This is a genomic window from Embleya sp. NPDC127516 (assembly GCF_044765325.1).
Lineage (GTDB): Bacteria > Actinomycetota > Actinomycetes > Streptomycetales > Streptomycetaceae > Embleya.
Genome location: NZ_JBIWJT010000016.1, coordinates 87,502 through 102,472, shown reverse-complemented (window position 1 = coordinate 102,472; position 14,971 = coordinate 87,502). Strand labels below are relative to the sequence as shown.

Sequence of the window (14,971 nt, the reverse complement as noted above, 5' to 3'; positions counted from 1 at the left end):
GAAGTATCCCCCACCCCGCAACCCCGTTCGAACCTCACGCGGGTGAGGCCGCCCCGACGGCGACCGGTAGCCCCCGGTCCTGCACACGGCACGGCCTCCATGCCCGCCACCGACCCACACCACAGGAGTGGCAGACACGTGAACCACAGTATCCAGATCCCGATCGGCCGGCCGCTGTCGTCCCAGGCCATGGCCACGGCGCTCGTCGCCGCCACGCTCGTGCTGAACCCTGACCTTCCCGCCCTGGAGTGGAATGTTGCCCCCGACGGCAGCGTGCGCGGGACGCACGCCAAGGCGCCCGACGCCGAGGTTCACGCGGCTTTGACCGTGTGGGCCGCGTTGTTCGGCGAGCCGCTGCGGACACTCGGGTCCTGCCGGGCAGACCGGCGGACCTACGGCGTCGAGATCGCGCACGGTTCCGTCGCCGTGTTCCTGTCCGGCGTCGGCCTCATCGACACCGTCGAGCCGCCGGCCCCGGTTCTGCCCGCCGAACTCGCGCACATCGAGCAGCCGGTGAGGCTGCCGATCCTCACCCGACAGGGCGGCGCGGCACACATGACCCAGGCCCAGCTCGACGGCACCGCGTGCGTGCGCTGCGGCCTGGCCGACCCGGTCTGCTCGACTCCGGTCGCCGTCGTGTCCGGCTACGGCCAGGCGCTTGCCTGCTCACCGGCTTGCCCCGTCCCGCAGCCGGATCCGACCGACCCGGTCGAGGACGCGCCGCAGCCTCACCCCGACTGGATCGAGGTCGACTCGTTCCGGCACGAGCGCACGGTTATCGGCGTGACATGGGCGCTCGGGCACCACGACGAGACCGAGGTCCGGCCCGACGAAGAACCCACATGCGGATGGTTCCTGTTCGGTCCCGAAGGGTCCGTGTACGCCGGCGGCCGATTCCTGATCGAGCACCTCGACGAGGCCTTGCCGGCCGCCGACCGGGCGATCGCCGAATGGGCGGTTGCACAGGCCGTGGCGATCTTCGAGCAGCGACGACCCTCCGGCGACGCCGACCCGGTCGACTCGGCCGATTCCGCGCCCGAGCAGTGCGAGAACTGCGGCCGGTCCGGGGCGACGCACCGGTACGTGACCGGCATGTGGGTCTGCGACCAGTGCGGCCCGTCCTCGGGCGTCCTGGTCCCCCAGCAGCGCGACCGCCGCGCAGAACCCGGAGGAAGCTACTGATGCCCGCCCGCAAGAGCGCCAAGGAATGGAACGCCGGCCAGACCGGCGAATCCCGGACGCCGATTCGGTCGTCGGTGATCGAGCAGTGCACGGTCGAGCGGTGCGGCGACGTCGCCTCCTCGCGCCGGCTGCCGCGCGGGTGGGTCCGCACGTCGGTGTCGGAGTCGAGCGAGCCGGCCCGCGAGTGGTGCTCGGGCTGGTGCTCGACGGTGGGCATCGCGCTCGCCGAGCTGCGCATGCAGGACGCCGGATGAGCGCGTCCACCGCGCTGGTCGCCGCCCCCGTGTCGGGGGCGGCGATCCCGGCGAACGTGCCGCGCCTGCCCGCACCGATCACGCCGGACGGCGGCGCGGCCCTGGTCGCCGCGCCGGTCGTCGAGTCGATCCGGACCTGCCCGACGTGTGTGGGCACGCCCCGCCTGGGCGTGCACACCCGATGCGGGTGGCTGTGCTGGACGTGTCGGGTGGTGCACCCATGGGCGTGATCGTGCTGGTCGTGATGTGCACGACCACGGTGGTGGCGCTCTGGTGGATCGGCGACCTGGTCACGCGCCGGCACGCCGCCCGGATGCTCGCAGCCATGGTGATCGACCCGGAGGCCGACCACCGGGCTGGCCGCACCGTGCCGGTCCTGGTCCCCGCGCCGCCGCGCTCGTCGTGTTGGGTCTGCAACCCCTACACCGAGCATCGCGACGGGCACCTGTGCCCGGACTGCCGCCTGCTCCTGGTCCTCGATCCCGACCGCCCCCTGCCGCTGTGGGACAGCACGGAGGACGACCCGTGTGATCCGGTGCCGGACACGTGTCCGCACTGCGCGGCGCGGTCGTGCCCTCGGCACGGCACCTCGAGGTAGCCGGCCATGCCCACCGGGGCCGGGCCGGCGGCGTGCACCTGGGGGGTGCCCGGCGGGCAGTGCGGGGCGACCGACGGCGTCCGTCGCTACCAGCACGGCCACCGCTGCCCCGCACACCTGCACGGCGCCCGACCGCCCGAGCAGCCGCCGCCCGGCCCGCCGGTACCCGTCGTCCCGCTCGAACAACTCGACCTGCTGGCACTCCCCGATTGATCCGGTGGCCGGCGTACCCACCGCCGGCCACCACCGCCCGCGCCCTGCACGAAAGCGAGACCAGACCTTGAGCGTCGAGGCAGTGAAGTGGGCCATGGTCGATGCGCCCATGCTGCGAACCAAGGCGGGCAACCGGGATGCGCCTGCGCGCCAAGTCCTTCAGGTCTTGGGGGAGTTCGCGAACTCGGACGGCACCGAGGCCCGGCCGTCGGTCAGGAGCATCGCGTACCGCACCGGTCTCGCGCGGCCCACGGTCCACCGGATTCTGCGCCGGCTGGAGGACGGAGGGTTGATCAAGGCGGTCGGCACAGTGAACGACTGCGTGAACTACACCCTGCAACTCCACCTCAAGCGGCCGGCATCCGACTGGACCGACCTGGAGAGGGAGGAGGAGCGCGAGCGCGCCGCAGTCGCCGCCCGCGTACGAAAGCACCGTGAGGCCACGCGCGTAACGAACGCAGGGTCCGTTACTGAAACGGCGTCAGAGTCCGTTACGGCCACCGATGTAACGCACGCAGAGTCCGTACGTAACGGCGCCGAACACCGTTACCTCAACGATGTAACGCACTCTGCGTCCGTATGTAACGCACCCAAAGCTGCCCTACCCATCAATGACCCACCCATCGAAGAAGACCCACCCGTAGACCCGCTGGCGGTTGCGGATCGCTTCGGGGCCTCCGGCGGGGCGGCCGAGCCGCCCGAGGCTGGCAACGACGACGAGGCGGTCGACGGCGAGTTCGTCGAACCCGATCCGCCGGTCACCACCCAGACACTCATCCGCGAGTGGCTCGCGTACGTGCCGCACCGACCGCCCGGCCAGGTCATCGGTCACGCGTCGCGGTTGCTCAAGGAAATGCTCGACGAGGGCATCGACCCGCAGTTCGTTCGCCACGGCCTGGCGAACTGGGTCCGCGCCGGCAAGCACGCCTCGACCCTGCCCAGCTTCGTCAACGAGCTGATGAACGCCGGCACCACCCTTCCGAGCGCCGCCCCTGGCGGCGACGGTCGGCGCCTGTCCGCAGCCGATCAACGCTGGGCTGCCGGTACCGCCCTCGCCGACAAGTACCGGGCCGAGGAAGCCGCCGAGGAAGCCGCCGAGGAAGCCGCCTACGCCGCCCTCACATCCCAGGAAGCAGGCACCCCGTGAAGAAGTCCGAGATCGCACAACTCCTCACCCTGGCCGCCTCGTTCGATCTGCGGATCGTCGGTGACGCCGACGTCGCCGCATGGCACCTGATCCTCGGCAAGGTCGACTACACCGACGCCCAGGCCGCCGTCCTCCTGCACTACCGGGACGAGACCCGTCGGATCATGCCCGCCGACGTCCGCCGCCACGTGCGCCAGATCCGCAACGACCGCGCCGAGCACAACGGGGGCCCGGTCATGGGCGGCACGTCCCGCCGCGTCCCCCAAGTCGACCCCGACGACCACGTCGCCTACCGCGCGGCCCTGCGCGAGGAACGCCGACTCCTCGCTTCCGACCTGGCGGCCATGCCCGAGCTCGCCGCGCTCCTGGACGGCGCCGGCGAACGCCTGTCGATCGAACGCGTCACGGTCGAGCGGGTCACCATGCAGCGGCCGAGCGTGCGGGCGTACTCCGTCCCCTGCCGCCACTGCCACGCCGACCCCGGCGACCGGTGCGTCACCCGCGTCCACGGCGCCCCCCTGACCGACCCGCACGACAGCCGCGTCGACGACGCCCACGCCGCGGCCGCCGCCCGGGACACCGCACCCGCCGACCAGGGCGACGACCGGTGAAACGACACCGCCGCATCGAGGGCCAGCAGCGGATCCCCATGCGCCCGGAACGCGCGGTGCCCTGTCCGCACTGCGGCGTGCAGGCCCACCAGCCCTGCACCGACGCCCGCGGCCGAGCCCTGCACAACTCGCACGGCTCGCGCTTCGACGCAGCCGAGCAGCCCATCGAACTCACCCGACGGGAACCACCGCAATGACGCCCCTGCCCGACGGCTACTACGCCGTCCTCGACCCGACGAACGCGACGACGATGACGTACTGGCGCGTCGCGACCGGCCGCCTGAAGCCGTGGCCCGCCCGTGCCACGTACGGCCCGCGGTTCCTGCGGCGCGACGCCCCGCCCAGAGGCGACAACCAGGCATGGATCACCTGGGCAACGACGTGCGCCGCGACCCGCGCCGCCTGGACCACCGCCCTGGTGGACGCGCTCACCGCCGAACCGGTCGCCGCCCAGGCCCGGTTCGCCGCGCTCACGACCCGCTGCTGCTCGTGCGGCCGCGCCCTGACCGACCCCGACACCAAGACCGGCGGCATCGGACCCGAGTGCCGCCGCGACGTCCCCGACGCCGTCCTGGTCGCCCTCGCCGACGCCGTCGCCCGCGCCCACGCCGCCACCCTCACCACACCCGGAGAACCCGCATGAACCACCCGACGAGCCCCTACGCCACCGCCGACCCCGCGCTGCGGCACGTGATCCCCAGCCCGTTCGGCCAGACACCGCGGCCGGGCCTGCTCGCGCTCACCGCGTGCGGGAACCTCGCCGTGGTGCCCGCGACCGCCCCGGTGCACTTGGACAGCGACCACGCCGATCCCGACGACCTGTGCCCGCGCTGCGCCGCCGCAGTGCAGGACGCCGACGCGCACCCCGACATCCGCCCGCACACCCTGTGCGAGATGTGCGAGGCCCCGACCCGGCACGGCAACCTGTGCGCGCCCTGCCGGCAGGACGCCCACGACGCTTGCACGACCGGCCGGCCGGCGCTGTCGACCATCGACACCATCAGGGTCGCCGCCGCGGCCCTGGGGCTGCCCGCGCCCGCCGTGCGCCGGGACCTCCTCGACCCGTCGACGCTTCACGTCCACGTCCATCTCACCCACCTCGACCAGTGGGCCCGGTGGCGCGAGCTGTTCGACGCCGGCCACGGCACCGAGGTCAACCGCAGCCGCTACACCCACGTCCCCGGCAGCCACGCCGGCGCCCGCGTCGTCCTGATCGGCCACGGCCTTCCCGCCCTGCGCGCCGCCGCCCGCACCACACCGCAGCCGCCCTTCGGCACACCCCGCACCTGACCCACCCGACCAAGCAGGAGGAACCGTGTCCGTGACCATTCCCGACTCCCACTACCGGCTCGTCGACGAGACCGGCGACACCCTGTACATCCGCCCCCTCGACGAGACTGGTGAACGAGGCGTCGCGATCACCACCACCCTCGACGGCGTCTACGTCCGGCCCGCGGACGCCAAGAAGGTCGTCGCGGCCATTCGGCGCGCGTGCGGCATCACCGGGGAGCCCGAGCCCGTCGACCGGGTCGACCTCGGCGCGGTCGAGGCGGACCTGGCCGCCGTCGCCCGCATCCAGGACGACGAGGCCACCACCGAGGAACTCGCCCGGGTCGACCCCGCGATGCGGCGGCTCCTCGACGAGCACGCGCCCACGCTCGTCGCTGCGGTCAAACGGCTGCGCGCCGACCTGGCCATGCAGGACACCGCCACGATCGAGGCCGCCCGCGACCAGGACGCCGCCGACCAGGACGCCACCCGGTGCCGGCGGGCCCTCGTCGACCTGCGCACCGAGGCCGACACCGCCGTCGGATACCTGGTGGGCTACGCCACCCGCATCCTCGGCCGCGCCCAGGCCGCCGAGACACGCGTCACCGAACTCACCGACGCCGCAGGCCTCGACCGCGAGGCGGAACGGATGCAGATGCTCGGCGCCCTGCACCGCTCCGCCGAGGACGACCTGAGCACCGCCTGGGCCACCTCGCTCACCTACGCCGCGCAACAGATCGAGGCCCTGCCGCAGGATCACGAACTCGACCCCGGCCGCGGCGAGTCCGTCGCTCTGCTGCGCGCCCTGGTCGCCGAGCACGGACCGGCAGGGGGGCGGTCGTGACGTTCGACCACGCCATACATCTCCCGATCCTGCGGGGCGGCCTGCGCTGGCTGTACGAGACCCGACAGCCGCGCCGCGCCCTGGTCGAGCAGCACGGCGCCACGCTGCGCGGCCCGGCCGGCTCGAACCGACTCATCTCTTGGGTGCCCGTCGGTGCCGACGGAACGCCGGTCGTCATCCTCGGCGTCGCCCGCGTCGACCACGACCCCGAACGGGGACCGACCGTCCTCGCGCCCGGCGAACTCGACGCATTGGTCGGCGCGTTGCGTGACCTGGGAGCCGATCCCGTCGAGCGGTGGCACGGACACACCGGCGCGGGCACCACCGGCAGCGTGCGCCTGGCCCGCCGGGCACACCGCACCCTGCTCGCCGCGGTCGACCGCTACCGGGCCGGCTGCCCACGGCACCCCGCTCGGTACGACGACTGGGATTGCACGTGGTTCGCACGCGGCCGCGCCCGCCTCAAAGACCCCCGGCCGGTCCTCGACCACGACAGCCTCGCCGACTTCATCGCGGACGGGTGGTGACCAACACCCGACCACGCACGCAGGCCCGCGTCGCTGTATGCGGCGCGGGCCCGGTGACCCTGGGGAGGGGTCGCCACCGTACGACGCAGGAGACCGCCATGCAGCCAAGCAGCGCAGATCGCGACCTGACCGCAATCCGAGACCTGTGGCCCGAGTTGGTCGCGGCGCCCGGCACCCGTCCGCGTGACAGCGGCACGCCGCGCCCGCTCACCGCCGCCGAACAGGCCGCGCAGGAGGAGCGATACGCCGCCGAACGCGAGGACCGCGAAAAGGGCGCCATCGGCCGCGGCGCGTCGCCCGCACCCCTGGACCTCGACCTTCTGCACGTCGAGCGCACCCTGGCCGAGGACCTGTGCGACCTCGCCGACCGCGTCGCGTCGCGCGTGCAGCGTCCGCCGGCGTCGGTGAGCGCGCGCGTGGAGAGCAGCCGCGTGTGGCTCACCAGGGGCGTGCGGCCCGTGCGGATCGCCCGCCCGGTTCTGGGCCCGATCCCGGCCGAGGACCCCGGGCGGTGGCGCTACAACGCCTCGCACCGCCACGGGGCCGAGTGGGCGTGCACGTGGCTGCTGGGCGCGCTCGACGACGGCGTGCCCACGCTCGTCCTCGACGACATCACCACCACCGCCCGCCGCATCCTGCGGCAGCTCCGGACCGCGCTCGACCACCAGACCGAACGCTACGTCGGCGCCTGCCCCAATCCCGCGTGCGGCGTCGACCTGGCGGTCGCGCCCGACGACGACGTCGTCACCTGCACCGGATGCCGCACCGCCTACGGCCGGCGGGCCTGGACCCGCATCGCCCGCGCCCGCGGCGCCGCCTGACCCCCCACAACGCAAACGGCGCCCGACCGGGGCTCGAATCCCCGGCCGAACGCCTCACCACCAGATCGAACAAAACCAGGCAGGACATCTGATGGCTGATCAGCACCGTACCCGCCGACCCGACACGGCGGAACAGACCCGACACCGACCCGACACCACCCGACACCCCGCCAACCACCCGGCTGCGCCCCCGAATCGACCCGCCAACCAGGCGACTGGAACCCACGCCCGGACCCGACCGGTGCGCCGTACACACATCAACAACCGGGCCGTTGTCGCCGCGACCCGACACGACGTGTCGGGTGGACAATCCGGGCGGACACACAGGCCGACACGACCCGCCACCACACCCGCCATCCGGGCGGTCGCGGCATGAGCTTGCACCAGCTCGCCGGCGAGATGCTCGCCCAGGCCGACACGGGCACGACCAACCCGAAGCAGATCGGTGTCGGCTTGTCCGTCGCGTTCAGCATCGCCGGCTACATCACCGGACAGTGGCGCAAGACCGGCAAGGGCAAGCGAACACCCGCCCAGCGCACGGCGATGCTGTGGTTCACGCTCGGCGCCGTCATGGTCCTCGCGCTGGGCCTGGCCCTGCGCGGCGCGCGGTGACCGCCCCGACCCGCGCCGAGATGCGACGCGAGGCCTACCTGGTCCTGGTCCTGGCGATCATCGGACCCGGCCGCCTCGCCGTCCACCTGGCCGAGCTGTACGGCACCCTGCGCGACTACCCGCACTGGGCCGGGCGCGACGACCGCGCACTGCGCGCGCTCCTCGAGGACCTCGCGGTCCCGGTACGCCCCCAGGTCCGTGTCGGCCTCGTCGGCGGCCGCGCCGGCATCCACCGCCACGACATCGAGCCGCTGCTGTCCGGCGTGCCCGTGCCCGACCCGCCACCGAGCCCGACACCACCACCCCACGCCCCCTGTCGGTGCCCCGACACCCACCGCGAAAACCGCCGCCTCGCACCCGCCAACGGATGACACCCGCCACCCGGAAGGACCCGACCATGACCACGCCCGACTCGATTCCCCAGTACCGACACTGGGACGACATCCCCGTGCCGACACTGCTGACCCGCACCCAGCACGGCGACCTCGACCTGCCCCGCGTGCCTGCCGCCAACCCGTCGGCCCGCGTCACCGGCACCGACCTCCGCGGCAAGCCCGCCACCTACGACCTGTACGACGCCCGCAACAGCACGCCGAGCAAGAGCGGTCCCGGGCGGCTGCTCGCAATGGACCAGGCCGTACACACCTGTGAGGACTGCGGCGCCCGGACCGAACGCCCGGCCGCCGTCCGCCACGGACAAACCCGCCGACTGTGCCCCGCCTGCGCCCTGGTCGACGCCATCGTCACCGCCCAGGGCCGGGCCCGGGTCGAACGCGCCGCGCAGACGGCGTGGGCCCGCGAGGTGATGGCCGATCCGAGGTCGGTATGGGTTCACGTGGACCACGCGCGCCGCACCCGCACCGCCACCGGCCGGCTGCGCGCCTGCCCCGCCGTCACCGTGACCGCCGCCGACCACGCAGGCCTTCCCGTGCTGCGCACCATCGTGCGCCTGGTCGCCGCCGGCAACACCGAGGTGCCGCCGAACGCGGTCGACCAGGCCACCGCCGCCGCCCTGATCACCGAACGCCTCGGCGGCCGCCGCGTCATCATGTGGGACGCCTTCCAGACTGAGGCGCTCACCTGTCTCGCACCGATCGACGTCGACGGCCGCGACCGACTCGACACGCGGCTGCCGTCGTGGCGCGGCCTGGTCGACACCACCGGCGCTCGCGTGTGGACGTGCCTGCCGCCGGACCGGGCCGACCGGCTCCTGGTCGCCACCGCCCGCATGGCCGACACCACCGACGCCGACACCGAACACCGCGAATGGCTGAACAGCGGCCGCGGCGCGACCGTCGTCGACATCACCGGCGGCGACGACGACACCCACCGCATCGCAACCATCCTGCGCGCGGTCGGCGTGCTCGTCGACCACACCGACACCGAACCCACCCGCGTCCCCGACGCCGGCGGCCTCGTCAGGCTGCGGGTGCTCTGCCACCGCGACGGCATCGGCGGACCACCCACCCGGTGACCACTCCCCCACCGCCCCGACCTACGCCTACACCGCAGGTCGGGGCGGTGTAGACCACCCCGCAGACCACGCGACGACCCCAGGGGAGCGGGTCACGCGAACCTCCGAGCAAGCACCGCGATCGGGACGTAGCATCGGCCACATGGACCGGGTGATCATCGTCGACCTGCCCGCGGCCGCGCTGCACTGCGAGGTCGACCCCAGGCTGCTCCGGCAGTGGCTCCACCGCGGCCGGCTCAGCCACCACGGGTACGACGCGCGCCGCCGCGCCATGGTCGACCTGCTCGAAGTCGAGGCCCTGGTACCCGAGGAGAGCGCCGCGCAAATCGATCACGCTTGATCACGTCGCGACCGAGTGTCACACTGCGTGCAGTGCCACCAGTGCGCCCACACACCACCCGAGAGCCCCGAGCCGAACCGGCCCGGGGCTCTCGCCGTCCCCGGATGTATCGACTCGCTCACGCCGTTCGACGCGTGCACACGACCACACCACGGGAGAAGCCCATGCCACCCGCACCCTGGAGAATCATCCGCGGCGACGCCCTTACCGTTCTCCCCACGCTCCCTGCCGCATCGGTCGACGCAGTCATCACCGACCCCCCGTACAACAGCGGCGGACGCACCAGCAGCGACCGCCGCAATCAGAGCGCCCTCACGAAATACGTGTCGCCCCAGAGCCGCCATGCACCCGACGCCCACGCCCTGGGCGACTTCGCGGGCGACAACCGCGATCAACGCTCCTATACGGCGTGGCTGTCGATGCTTCTCGCCGAATCCCTGCGCGTCGCACGGATCGGCGCGAGCTGCCTCGTGTTCTCCGACTGGCGCCAACTCGCCGCCACCTCCGACGCCCTACAGGCCGGCGGCTGGACCTGGCGCGGCATCATCCCCTGGCACAAGCCGATATCCCGGCCAATCGCGAACGGCTTCCGCCAGGAGTGCGAGTACGTGCTGTGGGGCAGCAACGGCGACCCCACGAAGCATCCGGAGACGATCTACCTTCCCGGGTGGCTCGAAGGCTCACAGCCCCGCGGCAAGTCCCGCGTACACATCACCCAGAAGCCCCTCGACGTCATGCGTGCGCTCGTTCGCATATGCCCACCCGGCGGCCACGTTCTCGACCCGTGCGCCGGATCCGGCACCACCGGAGTCGCCGCCCTCGCCGAAGGGCGCACCTGGACCGGGATCGAGATCACCGAGCACTATGCCAACGTTGCCCGAGGTCGGTTCGATCTCGGCGCGTGACCCGTGCCGCCGCGAGCCGGCCCGGCCAGGGCTCTCGCCGTTCCCGAGACACCACGCCGCGCCCGACAAGTGGCCGACTATCGCGATGAACTGCCCCGACCCGGGCGGCAAGAAGTAGCCGCCGCCGCACAGGAGGTTGACCATGTCCGCCACGCCCACGCACACCGTGACCCTGACCAGCCGAGGCACCGGGCACGCCCTGGCGGTGGACGGCGTCGACATCTCGGATGCGGTCGCCTGCGTCGACCTGGTCGTCGAGGCCGGGCAGCCGGCGCGCCTGGTCCTCACCCCGGCGGTACACGAGGTCGAGGTGGACCAGGACCAGGTCGAGATCCACCTTGCCCCGCGGGCACACGCCGCGCTGGTCCTGCTGGGGTGGACGCCGCCGGCCGGCGGGGCGTGAGCGGTGGCCGGCCGCTCCGACCTCACCTCGCACGCCTACCGCACCCTGCGCGCCAGCATCCTGGCCGAGGACGACACCTGCATCTGGTGCGGGCACCCCGGGTCGGACGCAACCGACCACCTCACCCCGGTCGCCCGCGGCGGCGCCCCGATCGACCGGGACAACCTGGCCCCCATCCATGGGGTGGCCGGCTGCCCGACCTGCGGCCGCAAGTGCAACAACGAGAAGGGCACCCGGCCGTTGGCTCAGGCCTCGCGTCTCGTCACGTCGCGTGACTGGTACGCCGGCCCGACCTGAGCCGACGCCTTCTTTGGGAGGGGCTCATCCCAGCCCCACGCCCAAACTGGGGTTTCTCCCCCCGGGGCCCGCGCCACCGGCCGACCCGCAGGCCCCTGACCTGCACATATGCCCCCGAGGGCTCTGGCCGGTGGGTGGCCGGCGGCCGCCCGGGGGCCCCAACCGGCGGGTGTTGCGTCAAGCGGGGCCGTGCTGCGGGCCGGGCCTGCGCCCGCAGGCCGCCGGACGGCCCGCGCGACCACCACACACAGTGAGGGGGCGGGCCATGGGCCGGGTCGAGGACGCGGTGCGCTCGGATGTCGAGGCGTTGGGCGACCTGGTCGGTGTCGAGGCGTCCCTGGTCGAGATGGCCTACGCCATGGCCCGGGGCATCGACGAGGGCGGCGGCGAGGACGGGCGTCTGCTGCCCGCGCTCAACCGGGAGTTGCGCGCGACGCTGGCCGCGCTGGTCGCGGGTCGGATGGTCGAGGAGGAGGACGATGGCCTCGGAGACCTGGCAGCACCCGACTGAGTTCGCCGACCAGTGCCGCGAGTTGTACGGGCTGGAGTGCCCGCCGCGCTGGGGCACGCCGCGGCGGCCCGAGCTTGCGACCCTGGGGCCGAAGGTCGCCAAGGTGATGACGACGCTCGGGTACCCGCCGATGCCGTGGCAGCGGTACGTCCTCGACGTGGCCCTGGAGGTGGATGCGGCCGGGGTGTTCGTGCACCGCGAGGTGGGCCTGTCGGTCCCGCGACAGCAGGGCAAGACCCAGCAGCTGCTCGCGGTCATGGTCCACCGGGTGATGGCGTGGAAGCGCCAGCAGGTGGTCTACGCCGCGCAGACCCGAGGGATGGCCCGGACACGGTTCGAGGACGAGTTCGTCGCCACGCTCGACACGTCCCCGCTGCGGCGCCGCTACCGCACCCGGATGACGAACGGGAACGAGGCGATCCTGTGGACGTCGACCAGGTCCAAGCTCGGCATTACGAGCAACACCGAACGCGCCGGCCACGGTCCGTCCCTCGATCTCGGCCTGATCGACGAGGCGTTCGCCCACGAGGACGATCGGGTCGAGCAGGCGATGTCCCCGGCGATGCTGACCAAGGCGATGGCCCAGCTCTGGTGGGCGTCCGCCGGCGGCACCGACCGGAGCGTGTGGCTCAACGGCAAGCGCGCCGCGGGCCGTGCGCTCATCGAGGAGCTGTGGGAGTCGGGCGTGCATCCGGCGTCTGCCTACTTCGAGTGGTACGCGCCCTCGACCCTGCGTCGGGACGACCCGGCGACCTGGCGCATGTGCATGCCGGCGCTGGGACACACCGTGACCGAGGCGACGGTTCGGGCCGAGCTGGTGAAGCTGAAGCCGGCCGAGTTCGACCGGGCGTACCTGAACCGAACCAGGCTCAGGGAGCCCACCGCCGACCCGAACGTTCCCCGGGACGGATGGTCCGCCCTCGTCGACGCCGATTCGCAGACCGGGGCCGACCTGGCGTTCGCGATCGACGTCGCCGGTGCCCGGGACATCGCGTCGATCGCGGTCGCGTCGGTGCGACCGGACGGGCGCATGCACGTGGAGATCGTCGACCAACGGCCGGGCACGGACTGGCTCGTACCGGCGCTGGTGCGGTTGTCCGCGCTGTGGTCCCCGGTCGCGGTGGCGGTGGCCGGCGGATCGCCCGCGGCCGCGCTGATCGACGACCTGGTCGCCGCGGGCCTGCGGGCGACCGGCCAGGACGAGCCGCTGCGGGGCGACCTGGTGATCGTGCGCCCGAACGACGTGGTCGAGGCGTGCGGCCAGATCGCGGACGCGATGCGCCAGGGCACCCTCGTCCACCTCGACCAGGCGCCGCTCACCGGCGCGGTCAACGGCGCGCGCACCAGGCCGGTGGGCGACTCGTGGGCGTGGCACCGCCGCGGGTCGGCCGTCGACGTGTCCCCGCTGGTGGCGGTCACCCTCGCGCGGTGGGCCCTGTTGACCCTGGGCCCGCAGGTCGCCCGGCCGTACGACCCGCTCGCCAACATCTACTGATCGGAGGATTCGACGTGGCCGCACCCCGCAGCGCGCGTGTCCCGCCGCCGTCCCGTGCCGCCCGCGCGCATGTCGCGGTCGCCGGCGCGGCCGGGCACGCGATCCGTGCCGTGGTCCGCTACGGGCCCGGCCTGGCCGGCGCCGTGCTGATGACGTGGGCGGGGTGGATGCTGTGGCCCGCCCTCGGCGCCGCCGTCGCCGGCGGGTTCTGCCTGGCGCTCGACCACCGCCGGGAGGACGCGTGAGCATGTGGACCCGCCGCCCCGACCGCGACCGGGCGCGCGCGGGACCTCGGCCCGTCCGCTCGACCGTCGACGAGATCCTGGCGACGTTCCGCGGCCTGAACAACTCCTACACCGACGTGGACCTCTCCAGTGCCGAAGGCCCGCTGCAGGCCGTGGCGGTGTGGTCCGCGTGCGACCTGGTCGCCAGCCTGGTTTCGGAGCTTCCCGTCGACCTCTACCGGGGCGCGGGTGCGGAGCGACGGCAGTTGCCGATGCCCTCGTACCTGCTGGATCCCGACGGGTCCGGGCACGGCCTGGCCGACTGGTCGTATCGCGTGGTGATGTCGTGGCTGCTGCGCGGCAACACCTACGGGGCGGTCCTGGACCGGGGGGCGGGCGGGTTCCTGCGCCAGGTCGACCTGTTCCACCCCGATCGGGTGCGCCCGACCCGTGTCGACGGCTCGGTGGCGTGGACGGCCGACGGCGCCCCGGTGCCCGATGCGCAGATGCTGCACCGGCGGGTGAACCCCATGCCCGGGTGCCTGCTGGGCCTGTCGCCGGTGCAGCTGCACATGACCACCATCGGCCAGCAGGTGACCGCCGGCCGGTTCGGTCTGCAGTGGTTCCAGGACGGCGCGCACCCCTCGGCGTTGCTGATCAACACCGAGACGGCGCTGGACGCGGACCAGGCCGCCACCGCGAAGGAGCGGTTCCTGGCCGCGGTCCGCGGCCGCCGGGAACCGCTGGTGATGGGCAAGGGCTGGGACTACAGGCCCCTGCAGGTCTCGGCCGAGGAGTCACAGTTCCTGCAGACGCAGGGATACAGCGCGGCCGAGTGCGCGCGGATCTTCGGCCCCGGCATCGCCGAGGTCCTGGGCTACGGCTCCGGGTCGATGACGTACGCGAACATCGTCGACCGCGACCTGCACCTGCTCAAGTACGCCGTCGGGAAGTGGATCCGCCGCCTGGAACGGCTGCTGTTCGAGTTCCTGCCGCGGCCGCAGTACGTGCGGCTGAACCGGGACGCGCTCCTGGAGACGAACACCGCCCAGCGGTACGCCGCGTACGGCTCGTCGCTGACCGCGGCCTGGCAGACGATCAACGAGGTCCGGGCGATCGAGGACCGGCCGCCCGTGCCGTGGGGCGACGCCCCGTACGTGCCCGCCGCCGCGACCGGCCCCGCACCCGACGAGTCCGACGATCCACCACCGACGGACGTCGACCCCACCCAGGAGGAGTGACCC

24 protein-coding genes are annotated in these 14,971 nt (G+C 73.2%); all 24 read left to right on the top strand.

Going from position 1 to position 14,971, the window contains the following annotated elements; genetic code table 11:
* The first annotated feature begins 138 nt into the window (after positions 1 to 138).
* Positions 139 to 1,182 (top strand): hypothetical protein, encoded by a 1,044-nt coding sequence (locus ACIRL2_RS29250; protein WP_402235911.1) that lies wholly within the window; start codon positions 139 to 141, stop codon positions 1,180 to 1,182.
* Complete coding sequence (locus tag ACIRL2_RS29245; RefSeq protein ID WP_402235908.1) at positions 1,182 to 1,436, top strand: hypothetical protein; 255 nt, start codon at positions 1,182 to 1,184, stop codon at positions 1,434 to 1,436. The genes ACIRL2_RS29250 and ACIRL2_RS29245 overlap by 1 nt, the downstream gene beginning before the upstream one ends.
* A complete protein-coding gene (locus ACIRL2_RS29240; protein ID WP_402235905.1) occupies positions 1,433 to 1,666 on the top strand; it encodes a hypothetical protein in 234 nt (77 codons plus the stop codon). The genes ACIRL2_RS29245 and ACIRL2_RS29240 overlap by 4 nt, the downstream gene beginning before the upstream one ends.
* Positions 1,657 to 2,034: a hypothetical protein gene (locus tag ACIRL2_RS29235; protein ID WP_402235903.1), complete on the top strand. Its 378-nt coding sequence runs from the start codon at positions 1,657 to 1,659 to the stop codon at positions 2,032 to 2,034. The genes ACIRL2_RS29240 and ACIRL2_RS29235 overlap by 10 nt, the downstream gene beginning before the upstream one ends.
* 6 nt (positions 2,035 to 2,040) lie before the next feature.
* A complete protein-coding gene (locus tag ACIRL2_RS29230) occupies positions 2,041 to 2,247 on the top strand; it encodes a hypothetical protein (RefSeq protein ID WP_402235900.1) in 207 nt (68 codons plus the stop codon).
* 67 nt (positions 2,248 to 2,314) lie between these two features.
* Positions 2,315 to 3,394 (top strand): helix-turn-helix transcriptional regulator, encoded by a 1,080-nt coding sequence (locus tag ACIRL2_RS29225; RefSeq protein ID WP_402235897.1) that lies wholly within the window; start codon positions 2,315 to 2,317, stop codon positions 3,392 to 3,394.
* On the top strand, positions 3,391 to 4,005 hold the full coding sequence (locus ACIRL2_RS29220) for a hypothetical protein (RefSeq protein ID WP_402235896.1): 615 nt from the start codon (positions 3,391 to 3,393) through the stop codon (positions 4,003 to 4,005). Before ACIRL2_RS29225 ends, ACIRL2_RS29220 begins: the two co-directional genes overlap by 4 nt.
* On the top strand, positions 4,002 to 4,202 hold the full coding sequence (locus tag ACIRL2_RS29215) for a hypothetical protein (protein WP_402235893.1): 201 nt from the start codon (positions 4,002 to 4,004) through the stop codon (positions 4,200 to 4,202). Before ACIRL2_RS29220 ends, ACIRL2_RS29215 begins: the two co-directional genes overlap by 4 nt.
* Positions 4,199 to 4,648 carry a DUF6011 domain-containing protein gene (locus tag ACIRL2_RS29210; RefSeq protein WP_402235890.1) on the top strand — a complete coding sequence of 150 codons (450 nt, stop codon included), beginning with the start codon at positions 4,199 to 4,201 and terminating at the stop codon, positions 4,646 to 4,648. Before ACIRL2_RS29215 ends, ACIRL2_RS29210 begins: the two co-directional genes overlap by 4 nt.
* Positions 4,645 to 5,295 (top strand): hypothetical protein, encoded by a 651-nt coding sequence (locus ACIRL2_RS29205; protein ID WP_402235888.1) that lies wholly within the window; start codon positions 4,645 to 4,647, stop codon positions 5,293 to 5,295. The genes ACIRL2_RS29210 and ACIRL2_RS29205 overlap by 4 nt, the downstream gene beginning before the upstream one ends.
* A gap of 31 nt (positions 5,296 to 5,326) precedes the next feature.
* Positions 5,327 to 6,118 carry a hypothetical protein gene (locus ACIRL2_RS29200; RefSeq protein ID WP_402235886.1) on the top strand — a complete coding sequence of 264 codons (792 nt, stop codon included), beginning with the start codon at positions 5,327 to 5,329 and terminating at the stop codon, positions 6,116 to 6,118.
* The gene (locus ACIRL2_RS29195; protein ID WP_402235883.1) at positions 6,115 to 6,645 is read left to right on the top strand and encodes a hypothetical protein; all 531 of its coding nucleotides are present in this window, start codon (positions 6,115 to 6,117) and stop codon (positions 6,643 to 6,645) included. Before ACIRL2_RS29200 ends, ACIRL2_RS29195 begins: the two co-directional genes overlap by 4 nt.
* 98 nt (positions 6,646 to 6,743) lie before the next feature.
* Positions 6,744 to 7,466: a hypothetical protein gene (locus ACIRL2_RS29190; RefSeq protein ID WP_402235882.1), complete on the top strand. Its 723-nt coding sequence runs from the start codon at positions 6,744 to 6,746 to the stop codon at positions 7,464 to 7,466.
* 372 nt (positions 7,467 to 7,838) lie between these two features.
* Positions 7,839 to 8,078: a hypothetical protein gene (locus ACIRL2_RS29185; RefSeq protein WP_402235879.1), complete on the top strand. Its 240-nt coding sequence runs from the start codon at positions 7,839 to 7,841 to the stop codon at positions 8,076 to 8,078.
* On the top strand, positions 8,075 to 8,449 hold the full coding sequence (locus tag ACIRL2_RS29180; protein WP_402235877.1) for a hypothetical protein: 375 nt from the start codon (positions 8,075 to 8,077) through the stop codon (positions 8,447 to 8,449). The genes ACIRL2_RS29185 and ACIRL2_RS29180 overlap by 4 nt, the downstream gene beginning before the upstream one ends.
* A 26-nt stretch (positions 8,450 to 8,475) precedes the next feature.
* A complete protein-coding gene (locus tag ACIRL2_RS29175; RefSeq protein ID WP_402235874.1) occupies positions 8,476 to 9,552 on the top strand; it encodes a hypothetical protein in 1,077 nt (358 codons plus the stop codon).
* Between the two features lie 142 nt (positions 9,553 to 9,694).
* Positions 9,695 to 9,892, top strand: coding sequence for a hypothetical protein (locus ACIRL2_RS29170; RefSeq protein ID WP_402235873.1), 198 nt, complete (start codon positions 9,695 to 9,697; stop codon positions 9,890 to 9,892).
* A gap of 164 nt (positions 9,893 to 10,056) precedes the next feature.
* Positions 10,057 to 10,797 carry a DNA-methyltransferase gene (locus ACIRL2_RS29165; RefSeq protein ID WP_402235871.1) on the top strand — a complete coding sequence of 247 codons (741 nt, stop codon included), beginning with the start codon at positions 10,057 to 10,059 and terminating at the stop codon, positions 10,795 to 10,797.
* Between the two features lie 142 nt (positions 10,798 to 10,939).
* Entirely contained in the window at positions 10,940 to 11,200 is a 261-nt protein-coding gene (locus tag ACIRL2_RS29160) for a hypothetical protein (protein WP_402235868.1), read from the top strand.
* Between the two features lie 3 nt (positions 11,201 to 11,203).
* Positions 11,204 to 11,497: an HNH endonuclease gene (locus tag ACIRL2_RS29155; RefSeq protein WP_402235865.1), complete on the top strand. Its 294-nt coding sequence runs from the start codon at positions 11,204 to 11,206 to the stop codon at positions 11,495 to 11,497.
* Positions 11,498 to 11,762: 265 nt separating this feature from the next.
* Positions 11,763 to 12,008, top strand: coding sequence for a hypothetical protein (locus tag ACIRL2_RS29150; RefSeq protein ID WP_402235863.1), 246 nt, complete (start codon positions 11,763 to 11,765; stop codon positions 12,006 to 12,008).
* The gene (locus tag ACIRL2_RS29145; RefSeq protein ID WP_402235861.1) at positions 11,977 to 13,503 is read left to right on the top strand and encodes a terminase large subunit domain-containing protein; all 1,527 of its coding nucleotides are present in this window, start codon (positions 11,977 to 11,979) and stop codon (positions 13,501 to 13,503) included. The genes ACIRL2_RS29150 and ACIRL2_RS29145 overlap by 32 nt, the downstream gene beginning before the upstream one ends.
* Before the next feature lie 14 nt (positions 13,504 to 13,517).
* Positions 13,518 to 13,748, top strand: coding sequence for a hypothetical protein (locus ACIRL2_RS29140; protein WP_402235858.1), 231 nt, complete (start codon positions 13,518 to 13,520; stop codon positions 13,746 to 13,748).
* A 2-nt stretch (positions 13,749 to 13,750) separates the two neighbouring features.
* Entirely contained in the window at positions 13,751 to 14,968 is a 1,218-nt protein-coding gene (locus ACIRL2_RS29135) for a phage portal protein (RefSeq protein ID WP_402236097.1), read from the top strand.
* The last annotated feature ends 3 nt before the right edge of the window (positions 14,969 to 14,971 follow it).